Origin of the sequence: Mesorhizobium sp. M7A.F.Ca.CA.001.04.2.1, from assembly GCF_003998485.1 — a bacterium.
Classification (GTDB): Bacteria; Pseudomonadota; Alphaproteobacteria; order Rhizobiales; family Rhizobiaceae; genus Mesorhizobium; species Mesorhizobium ciceri.
On the sequence record NZ_RZQT01000187.1, the window covers coordinates 1 to 9,497 of the forward strand.

Below are 9,497 nucleotides of genomic sequence, written 5' to 3' on the forward strand. Positions count from 1 at the left end.
CGGTCGTCAACATTCGCATTGCGACGTCGGAAAGCTGGCGCGACAAGAATTCCGGCGAGCGCAAGGAAAAGACCGAATGGCACAACGTCGTCATCTTCAATGAGGGCATCGCCAAGGTGGCGGAGCAGTATTTGAAGAAGGGCATGAAGGTCTATGTCGAGGGCCAGCTGCAGACGCGCAAATGGCAGGACCAGACCGGCGCCGACAAGTACACGACGGAAGTCGTGCTGCAGAAATTCCGCGGTGAGCTGCAGATGCTCGACGCGCGCGGGCAGGGTGAAGGCGGCCAGGTTGGCGGCTATGCCGGTGGCGGCAGCAGCCGTGGTTCCGATTTCGGCCAGTCCAGCCCGAGCGAAGGCTTCAATCGCGGTGGTGGCGGTGCCAAGAGCGGCGGCGGTGGCGGTTCGTCGCGCGAACTGGACGACGAAATCCCGTTCTGATCGCAACTGCAGATGTTATTTTTGGCTTAAGTCAAACATTGCGCCCCGAGAGTCCCTCATGGACTTTCGGGGTTTTGCATTGTCGAACTGAACGCTGACATGGCGATCAACGAAATATGGCGAAGGACGAGTTCGATGAAAGCACGCGTAAAATGGGTCGAGGAACGCACCTTCGTCGGCGAGTCTGGTAGCGGCCACAAACTGGTGCTGGGAACCGCGCCCGGACCGGAAGGCAGGACGCCGGGACCGAGCCCGATGGAGCTGGTGCTGATCGGCACCGGCGGCTGTTCGGCCTATGATGTCGTGCACATCCTCGAAAAGGGGCGCGAGGCGGTCGAGGACTGCGTTGTCGAGCTCGAGGCCGACCGGGCGGAAACCGAACCCAGAGTGTTCACCCGCATTCATATGCATTTCGTCGTCAAGGGCAGGCAACTCTCCAGCGACAAGGTGAAACGCGCGATCGACCTTTCGATCGAAAAATATTGCTCGGCCTCCGCGATGCTTGCCAAGACCGCCACGATTGCCCACGATTTCGAGGTCGTCGACACGACGGCGAGATAGAGCCGGCTTTGAGATTCTCGCCGCGTCAGCCTGTCAGCCCGCTATCAGCGCCTTGATGCCGTCGGCGACGAATTGCACGGCCAGTGCTGCCAGGATGACGCCGAGCAGGCGGGTCAGGATCGAGCGGCCGGTCTGGCCGAGGATGCGGTCTATGCGTTCCGACAGCACGAACACCAGATAGGTGATGGCAAGGCAGACGAAGATGATGCCGACCAGCGCCGCCTGCGCCGCGAAGCCTTGAAAGGAACCTGAGAGCAGCACAGTTGCCGAAATGGCGCCGGGACCCGCGATCAGCGGGATTGCCAGCGGGAAGGCGGCGATGTTGTGGATCATGTCCTTGGTGATGGCGACGTCGCCGATCTTTTCCTTGCGGTCCTGCCGGCGCTCGAACACCATTTCGAAGGCGATGAAGAACAGCAGGAAGCCGCCGGCGACGCGGAAAGCCGGCAGCGTGATGCCGAACACCGACAGGATCGAGGCGCCTGCAACCGCAAACAGCGCCATCACCAGGAAACCGATGATCGAGGCGCGGACGGAAACCTGCTGGCGCTCCTCGCGGTTCATGCCGCGCGTCACGGCGAGGAACAGCGGCGCCAGGCCGGGCGGATCGATGGTCACGAGAATGGTGACGAACGCGTTGAACAGGCTGTCGAAACTCGGCATCTCTGACCCTCCCGCCGGGCCGTGCCCGTACCAGGATAATTGGTAGAGCAAAGCCCGTTCGGTGGGAACTGTTCGTGAGAAAGTGGTTGATGCCGGCGAGACAGCGGAGGGCGCAAAGGGTCGCGACGCTTTTATTCCAGGCTGCTGCATTCTTCGGCGATCAAACCGCTCGGCGCGCCAGGAACTCGACCTCCAGCCGCCATGTCGCGCCATTGCCGTGCGAGCGCTCGCCCAGCCATCGGAAGGCGTTTTCGGTGATGCGTGAAAAGCCCCAGCGTACTGAGCTGCCGGTGCCGTCGGTGCCCACTTGCACGATCGTGTCGCCCTCGGCGCGGCCGAGCTGGCGGCTGAAATACTGGTTGCGCGGGTCGCTCCAGAAGATGTGCCAGGCATCCGCGCCGGGATCATAGACGCGCAGTGTCGTGCCGTAAAAAGTCCATTTGCCGAGCGAAGGCTGGGAACCAGTGTCCCGCGCGGGCAGGATCCAGACGTCCTGGATCGCCCGGCCTTCCAGCACCCAGCCGAAATGCACCTCGCCGCGCCCTGTCAGCACCGTTCCGTCCTCGAGGTGGCGCGAGGCGTCGAAAGTCCAGGCGCCGACGAAGCGGCCGTAAAGGCTCAGTTTTTCGGCAAGGCCTTCGATCGGTCCGGGGCTATGCAGGGCATCGGCAAACGAAGATTGATCGAACATGGTTGTGGCCTCTTCTTGTCAGGAGATTGGGAGGGAATAGGCGGTTACGGGGTTCTGGGCTTGGGAAAAATTGCTATATTTCGACCATGACGACGACCACGCATAGTCTCGCATCCGGAGCCGGTTGGCATGTGACGGATGTGATCTGCACGGCCGGCGCCGGCCGGCCGTTCGAGGAGGCGCATCAGGATTTCTGTGTGGCTGCAGTCACCAGCGGCACGTTCCGCTACCGCGCCCAACAAGGAACGGCGATGCTGGCGCCCGGCGCGCTCCTGCTCGGCAATCCCGGCACATGTTACGAATGCGGGCACGAGCATGGCGGCGGCGATCGTTGCCTCTCGTTCCATTTCAGGCCGTCCTACATGGAGCGGATCGCGGCTGGCGTGCCGGGCGCCAGGAAGCTGGCTTTCGAGGCGGCGCGCCTGCCGCCTTTGCCGGTCCTGGCGCCACTCCTGGCCGAGGCGGAAACCGCTCGCGAGATGGCCGACATCGACGCCTTCGAGGAACTTTCCCTGCGCATGGCCGGTGCTGCCGTGGCTACAGCCTCCGGCGCTACGCATGTCAGGCGCGCGCCGAGACGCCGCGATCAAAAACGGGTTGCCGAAGCTGTGCGGCGCATCGAACTCGATGCAGACGGGCCGATCTCGCTTTCAGCACTTGCCGATGAGACGGCGACCAGTCCGTATCATTTCCTGCGCATCTTCCGGCAGGTGGCGGGCATGACCCCCTACCAATTCCTGCTCAAGACGCGATTGCACAGGGCCGCGGTGCGGCTACGCATGTCGGACGATACGGTTTCCGCGATCGCTTTCGGCGCTGGCTTCAGCGATCTGTCGACCTTCAATCGTCGTTTTCGGCGGATCATGGGGCAGACGCCAAGCCAGTATCGCAGCCGCCGTGGCGCATAGGTCGTTTCTGCTTGGTGAATCGGCCCGGTGCACCGCAAGGCAGACACGCAGGCTTTTGCGTCAGGGCGGCGAAAACCGCCTTGGCCATATCGTCGCAATCATCGGTATCCATTTGAAATTACCATCAAAAATGACACTGGAAAAGTGCCGTGAAGGTTGGAGTTTCGGGCTTGCTTCCTATATAAGCACCAAGTGATTCCTGATTAGATTGTGATCCGATTTGACCGACCAGAAGACACCGCGCGGCGCCGACGGCGGCCCCACCGGCATCGAGCCGATATCCATCGTCGAGGAGATGCAGCGCTCCTATCTCGATTACGCCATGAGCGTGATCGTCAGCCGTGCGCTGCCGGACGTGCGCGACGGCCTGAAGCCGGTGCATCGCCGCATTCTCTTCGCCGCCCATGAGAGCGGCTACCATTGGAACCGCAAATATGTGAAGTCGGCGCGTCCTGTCGCCGACGTGATGGGTAAATACCATCCGCATGGCGATGCTTCCATCTATGACGCCTTGGTGCGCATGGCGCAGGACTGGTCGTTGCGCGTTCCGTTGATCGACGGGCAGGGCAATTTCGGCTCCATCGACGGCGATCCGCCTGCGGCGATGCGCTACACGGAAGCGCGGCTGACCAAGGTCGCGCACGAGCTCCTGGAGGATATCGACAAGGATACCGTCGATTTCCAGGACACGTATGATGCTTCCGGCAGCGAACCTAAGGTTCTGCCGGCACGTTTTCCCAACCTTCTGGTCAATGGCTCGGGCGGCATCGCCGTCGGCATGGCGACCAACATCCCGCCGCACAATCTCGGTGAAGTCTGCAATGGCGCCATCGCCATCATCGACAATCCGGCGATCGACCTGCCGGCGCTGATGGAGATCATTCCTGGCCCTGATTTTCCGACCGGTGGCATCGTGCTTGGCCGTTCGGGCATCTACAGCGCCTATTCGACCGGCCGCGGCTCCATCGTCATGCGCGGGCGCGTCAACATCGAACAGCGCGGCAACGACCGCGAGTCCATCATCATCACCGAAGTTCCCTACCAGGTGAACAAGTCGTCGATGATCGAGAAGATGGCTGAGCTGGTGCGCGACAAGCGCATCGAAGGCATTTCCGATATCCGCGACGAGAGCGACCGCCAGGGCTACCGGGTCGTCATCGAGCTGAAGCGCGACGCCGTTGCCGACGTCATTCTCAACCAGCTCTACCGCTTCACGCCGCTGCAGACCTCTTTCGGCGCCAATATGGTGGCGCTGAATGGCGGCAAGCCGGAAGTGATGAACCTGACCGATATGCTGAAGGCTTTCGTCGCCTTCCGCGAGGAGGTGATCACAAGGCGGACGAAGTTCCTGCTGCGCAAGGCGCGCGATCGCGCCCATGTGCTGGTCGGTCTCGCTATCGCAGTCGCCAACATCGACGAAGTCATCAAGCTGATCCGCACCGCGCCGGATCCGCAGACGGCGCGTGAGCAGTTGATGGAGCGGCGCTGGCCCTCTGGCGACGTGGAATCTCTGATCCTCCTGATCGATGACCCACGCCACCGGATCAACGAGGACGGTACCTACAATCTGTCCGAGGAGCAGGCGCGCGCCATCCTCGAGCTGCGCCTGCAGCGCCTGACCGCGCTCGGCCGCGACGAGATCGCCGACGAGTTGAACACGATCGGCGCCGAAATCATCGATTATCTGGACATTTTGTCTTCCCGCGCACGCGTCCAGCAGATCGTCAAGGACGAGCTTGCCGCCGTGCGCGACGAGTTCGGCACGCCGCGCCGCACCGAGCTCACCGACGGCGGTTCGGACATGGAAGACGAGGATCTGATCCAGCGCGAAGACATGGTCGTGACGGTGAGCCATTCCGGCTACATCAAGCGCGTGCCGCTGTCGCTCTACCGGGCGCAGCGCCGCGGCGGCAAAGGCCGCTCCGGCATGTCGACCAAGGAAGAGGATTTCGTCACCCGACTGTTCGTCGCCAACACCCATACGCCGGTGCTGTTCTTCTCCTCGCGCGGCATCGTCTACAAGGAAAAGGTCTGGCGGCTGCCGATCGGCAATCCGCAGTCACGCGGCAAGGCGCTGATCAACATGCTGCCGCTGGAGCAGGGCGAGCGCATCACCACCATCATGCCGCTGCCCGAGGACGAGGCCAGCTGGGGCGAACTCTACGTCATGTTCGCCACCACGCGCGGCACCGTGCGCCGCAACGATCTATCCGACTTCGTCCAGGTCAACCGCAACGGCAAGATCGCCATGAAGCTGGAGGAAGAAGGCGACGAGATCCTCGGCGTCGAAACCTGCACCGACAAGGACGACGTGCTGCTGACCGCCAGTTCCGGCCAGTGCATACGCTTCTCCGTCGGCGACGTGCGCGTCTTCCAGAGCCGCAATTCGGTCGGTGTGCGCGGCATAACCATGGCCGAGACCGACCGCATCATCTCGATGTCGGTGATCGAGCATGTCGATGCTTCGCCGGCGGAACGCGCCGCTTACCTGAAGCGCGCGGCGGCGGAGCGGCGGCTTGCCACGGAAACGGCCGGAGAAGAGGAAGAGATCGCGCTGACCAATGAGGAGATCGGCGAGGAGACAGAGCTTTCCGACAGCCGATACGAAGAACTCAAGGCGCACGAACAGTACGTGCTGACGGTGACCGAATTCGGCTACGGCAAGCGTTCGTCGTCCTATGATTTCCGGCTGACCGGACGCGGCGGCAAGGGCATCCGCGCCACCGACGTGTCGAAGGCGGCCGAGATTGGCAGGCTGGTGGCGACCTTCCCGGTCGGCAATGACGACCAGATCATGCTGGTGTCGGACGGCGGCACCGTCATCCGGGTGCCGGTCAACGGCATTCGTTTCGCCAGCCGCGCCACCAAGGGCGTGACCATCTTCAACACGGCTGAAGGCGAAAAGGTGGTTTCGGTCGAGCGGATCTCTGAACCGCAAGCGGACGAAGAAAGCGAAGAGACCGTCGAGGGCGGTGCCGATGCCGCTGCGGCGTCTGACGCCGGTCCGGAGGGTGCGGACTAAGTCCGGCACCCAGGTTGTGACATGGCAACGCCGGCCAGCTGGCCGGCGCGGCAGCAAGTTCAGGCTTTATCAGTAGTGGCGATATGGCTTACGCGGGCCGAAGCCTTCGAAGCGCTTGGTGTTTGCCTTGACGCGGATGCGTTGTGCCTCCTGATGCAGCCCAAATACGGTGGCGATCAGCATGGCGACGGTCATTGCGGTGGCGAGCATGTAGATCAGCATGTGCGTGTTCTCCTGCGCCTAACAACGGATAGATGGGATTTTGGTTTCATCTAATTAAGGTGCAACCTAGTGAACGCTGCGTGAAGGCTTCGTGATCAGCGTGTTCATCTGTCGTTCATGTGCCGGAAAAGGTTCACGGCCGGCGCGCCGATCGGATTTGCCTTTGCGAGAGAGGCTCGCTAGAGCCTGTTCCATCTTGGTGGACGGAAGATGGAACAGGCTCTAGCTTTCATTTGAGCATGATCTCTAGGACAAACGAAAAACCGTTTGTCCGCAAAAACCGGTTTCCACTTTTTGGGATCATGCATTAGAAGCACCTGCCATGACCGAACGCATTGCCCTCTATGCCGGCTCCTTCGACCCGCTGACCAACGGCCATCTCGATGTGCTGAAGGCATCGCTGGCCGTGGCCGACATCGTCTATGCGGCGATCGGCATCCATCCGGGCAAGCAGCCGCTGTTTTCCTTCGAGGAGCGGGTGAAGCTGATCGAGACGGCGACGAAGACGGAATTCGGCAGCGATGGTGCCCGTATCAAGGTCGTCGCCTTCGACGGGCTGGTCATCGACGCCGCCAGGAAGCACGGCGCCTCGATCATGATCCGCGGCCTGCGCGACGGCACCGACCTCGACTATGAGATGCAGATGGCCGGCATGAACGAGACTATGGCACCTGAGTTGCAGACGGTTTTTCTGTTCGCCAGCCCGTCCGTGCGCACCATTACCGCCACACTTGTCCGCCAGATTGCCTCTATGGGAGGCAACATCCGCCCCTTCGTGCCGGCGGCGGTTGCCGGTGCGCTCACCGCCAAATTCGCGAAATAAGATTCCGGAGATAGATATGCAGCTGAAAAAGCTCGCCTCGTTCCTCGTTGTGCTTGCCGGCCTTGTGACCGCATCGGTCTCGGCCTTCGCCGCCGACCCGGAAAACACCATGGTCATCACGCTGAAGGACGGAGACGTCACCATTGCGCTTCGGCCCGATCTGGCGCCAAAGCATGTCGAGCAGATCAAGAAGCTGGTGCGCCAAGGCGCCTATGACAACGTCGCCTTCCACCGCGTCATAGACGGCTTCATGGCGCAGACCGGCGACGTCAAGTTCGGCAATATGAAGAAGGGTTTCAGCGCCGAGGCCGTCGGCACCGGCGGTTCCGACCTGCCCGACCTGCCGGCCGAATTCTCGCAGACCGAACATTACAAGCGCGGCGTGGTCGGCATGGCCCGCTCGCAGGACCCCAATTCGGCCAATTCGCAGTTCTTCATCATGTTCGCTCCGGCACCGCCGCTCGACGGCCAGTACACCATCGTCGGCAATGTCGTCAGCGGCATGGAACTGGTGGATCACATCAAGAAGGGCGACCAGGCGGATAACGGCACGGTCTCCGACCCCGACCGGATGATCAAGGTGCGCATCGCCGCAGACAAGTAAAATTGTCAAATAACTCTGTTTTCTCAAAAGGATATCTGACATGGCCGAAATCAAGGACCGCGAGAACGCGCTCATCATGGAAACGACCAAGGGCACGGTCGTCATCGAACTTTTCCCCGACCTGGCGCCGGGCCACGTCTCCCGCATCAAGGAACTGGCTAGGGAAGGCGCCTATGACGGCGTGGTCTTCCACCGCGTCATCGAAGGCTTCATGGCCCAGACCGGCGACGTCAAGTTCGGCAATTCGAGCAAGCCTTCCTTCGCGCCGTCCCGTGCGGGCATGGGCGGCTCTGAGAAGCCGGACCTGAAGGCCGAATTTTCCAACGCCAACCATGGCCGCGGCACCTGCTCGATGGCCCGTTCGCAGAACCCGAACTCGGCCAATTCGCAGTTCTTCATCTGCTTCGACGACGCCGCCTTCCTCAACCGCCAATACACGGTCTGGGGCCAGGTCATCGAAGGCATGGACAATGTCGACAAGATCAAGCGCGGCGAGCCGGTGCAGGATCCCGACAAGATCGTGTCGCTGAAGGTCGCGGCCGACGTCAAGTAAGGGCAAACGACAATGATGGGCGTCGTCTGGTCGCTTCTCGGCATCCTATCCGGCGCCTTCATTGCCATTCAGGCGCCGATCAATTCGCAGCTGGCGCGCGGCCTGGGTCTCCCGGTCGCGGCGGCTGCGTTTTCGTTCCTGTCGGGCGCGATCGTGCTCGGCATTATCTCCGTTACGGTGGTGAAGCTGCAAGGGGTCTCGCTCGACTGGAAAGCGCCGGCGCCCTGGCTGTTCGTGGCCGGCGGCATGCTCGGCGGTTTCTATGTCACGCTGTCGACGATCCTGACGCCACGCATAGGTGCTGCCGCGCTGATGGCGTTTCTGGTCGCCGGCCAGTTGCTGGCCGGCATGCTCATCGACCGCGTCGGCTTCCTCGGCGTCGCGGTGCGTGAAATCTCGCTGGGACGCGTTGCCGGCGCGGTGCTGCTCTTGGCCGGAGCGCTGCTCGTCCGGCTCTACTGATGCGCGTCGATCTCTTTGACTTCGAGCTGCCGGAGGAGCGCATCGCGCTCCGCCCGGCGCAGCCGCGTGACAGCGCCAAGATGCTTCTGGTCAAGCCCGGCGAAGGGCTCGAGGACCGGACGGTTGGCGACCTGCCGTCCTTGCTCAGTGCCGGCGACGTGCTGGTGTTCAACGACACCAAGGTCATTCCGGCGCAACTCAAAGGCATAAGGCGGCGGGGCGAGGCGACGGCGCAGGTCGAAGCCACGCTGCATATGCGCATGGCGCCGGACCGCTGGCTGGCCTTCATGCGGCCGGGCAAGCGCATTGCCGCCGGCGACCGCATCCATTTCGGCCATGACGGCAATTCCTGTTTCCTCGGTCAGCTCGACGCCACGGTGATCGAGAAAGGCGAGGGCGGCGAGGCGCTGCTTGGCTTCGATCTGTCGGGGCCGTTCCTCGACGAGGCGCTGCACGCGGTAGGCCATATTCCGCTGCCGCCCTATATCGCCTCGAAACGCGACGACGACGAACGCGACCGGGCCGATTACCAGACCATCTATGCAAGC

General features: G+C 62.3%; 12 protein-coding genes. 9 read left to right on the plus strand and 3 right to left on the minus strand.

Translation table 11 applies throughout. The features are described 5' to 3' along the window. Positions 1–440 (plus strand): single-stranded DNA-binding protein (gene ssb, locus EN955_RS31940; protein ID WP_127223532.1); only part of this gene is annotated, 440 nt, incomplete at its 5' end. A gap of 135 nt (positions 441–575) precedes the next feature. Then, positions 576–1,001, plus strand: coding sequence for an OsmC family protein (locus EN955_RS31945; RefSeq protein WP_024503511.1), 426 nt, complete (start codon positions 576–578; stop codon positions 999–1,001). A 33-nt stretch (positions 1,002–1,034) separates the two neighbouring features. Here EN955_RS31945 and EN955_RS31950 read toward each other — a convergent pair whose 3' ends face one another. Beyond that, entirely contained in the window at positions 1,035–1,664 is a 630-nt protein-coding gene (locus EN955_RS31950) for a MarC family protein (protein WP_013531832.1), read from the minus strand. A gap of 160 nt (positions 1,665–1,824) precedes the next feature. Then, positions 1,825–2,355 (minus strand): hypothetical protein, encoded by a 531-nt coding sequence (locus EN955_RS31955; protein WP_024503510.1) that lies wholly within the window; start codon positions 2,353–2,355, stop codon positions 1,825–1,827. An 86-nt stretch (positions 2,356–2,441) separates the two neighbouring features. On the opposite strand from EN955_RS31955, the gene EN955_RS31960 reads away from it, so the two are divergent. Then, positions 2,442–3,263, plus strand: a complete 822-nt coding sequence (locus EN955_RS31960) for an AraC family transcriptional regulator (protein ID WP_024503509.1) — start codon at positions 2,442–2,444, stop codon at positions 3,261–3,263. 220 nt (positions 3,264–3,483) lie between these two features. Beyond that, entirely contained in the window at positions 3,484–6,285 is a 2,802-nt protein-coding gene (gyrA, locus tag EN955_RS31965) for a DNA gyrase subunit A (RefSeq protein ID WP_013531829.1), read from the plus strand. Positions 6,286–6,354: 69 nt separating this feature from the next. On the opposite strand, the gene EN955_RS31970 is transcribed toward gyrA, so the two are convergent. Then, positions 6,355–6,507: a hypothetical protein gene (locus EN955_RS31970; RefSeq protein WP_081714296.1), complete on the minus strand. Its 153-nt coding sequence runs from the start codon at positions 6,505–6,507 to the stop codon at positions 6,355–6,357. Between the two features lie 322 nt (positions 6,508–6,829). Here EN955_RS31970 and coaD point away from each other — a divergent pair, with 322 nt between their 5' ends. The 5 genes from coaD to EN955_RS31995 all read left to right on the plus strand — a co-directional run. Further along, on the plus strand, positions 6,830–7,330 hold the full coding sequence (gene coaD, locus EN955_RS31975; RefSeq protein WP_024503508.1) for a pantetheine-phosphate adenylyltransferase: 501 nt from the start codon (positions 6,830–6,832) through the stop codon (positions 7,328–7,330). Between the two features lie 109 nt (positions 7,331–7,439). Then, the gene (locus EN955_RS31980; protein WP_224619653.1) at positions 7,440–7,934 is read left to right on the plus strand and encodes a peptidylprolyl isomerase; all 495 of its coding nucleotides are present in this window, start codon (positions 7,440–7,442) and stop codon (positions 7,932–7,934) included. A 40-nt stretch (positions 7,935–7,974) separates the two neighbouring features. After that, positions 7,975–8,487 carry a peptidylprolyl isomerase gene (locus tag EN955_RS31985; RefSeq protein WP_013531825.1) on the plus strand — a complete coding sequence of 171 codons (513 nt, stop codon included), beginning with the start codon at positions 7,975–7,977 and terminating at the stop codon, positions 8,485–8,487. Positions 8,488–8,499: 12 nt separating this feature from the next. Next, positions 8,500–8,949 (plus strand): DMT family transporter, encoded by a 450-nt coding sequence (locus EN955_RS31990; RefSeq protein WP_024503506.1) that lies wholly within the window; start codon positions 8,500–8,502, stop codon positions 8,947–8,949. Beyond that, a partial coding sequence (locus EN955_RS31995; protein ID WP_164769941.1) for an S-adenosylmethionine:tRNA ribosyltransferase-isomerase occupies positions 8,949–9,497 on the plus strand: 549 nt, incomplete at its 3' end. The genes EN955_RS31990 and EN955_RS31995, both read left to right, overlap by 1 nt.

Bases quoted from the DNA above. Each gene is read 5' to 3' on its own strand.
- EN955_RS31945 (WP_024503511.1), top strand. From the start codon at position 576: ATGAAAGCACGCGTAAAATGGGTCGAGGAACGCACCTTCGTCGGCGAG.
- EN955_RS31950 (WP_013531832.1), bottom strand. From the start codon at position 1,664: ATGCCGAGTTTCGACAGCCTGTTCAACGCGTTCGTCACCATTCTCGTG.
- EN955_RS31955 (WP_024503510.1), bottom strand. From the start codon at position 2,355: ATGTTCGATCAATCTTCGTTTGCCGATGCCCTGCATAGCCCCGGACCG.
- EN955_RS31960 (WP_024503509.1), top strand. From the start codon at position 2,442: ATGACGACGACCACGCATAGTCTCGCATCCGGAGCCGGTTGGCATGTG.
- EN955_RS31970 (WP_081714296.1), bottom strand. From the start codon at position 6,507: ATGCTGATCTACATGCTCGCCACCGCAATGACCGTCGCCATGCTGATC.
- coaD (WP_024503508.1), top strand. From the start codon at position 6,830: ATGACCGAACGCATTGCCCTCTATGCCGGCTCCTTCGACCCGCTGACC.
- EN955_RS31980 (WP_224619653.1), top strand. From the start codon at position 7,440: ATGGTCATCACGCTGAAGGACGGAGACGTCACCATTGCGCTTCGGCCC.
- EN955_RS31985 (WP_013531825.1), top strand. From the start codon at position 7,975: ATGGCCGAAATCAAGGACCGCGAGAACGCGCTCATCATGGAAACGACC.
- EN955_RS31990 (WP_024503506.1), top strand. From the start codon at position 8,500: ATGATGGGCGTCGTCTGGTCGCTTCTCGGCATCCTATCCGGCGCCTTC.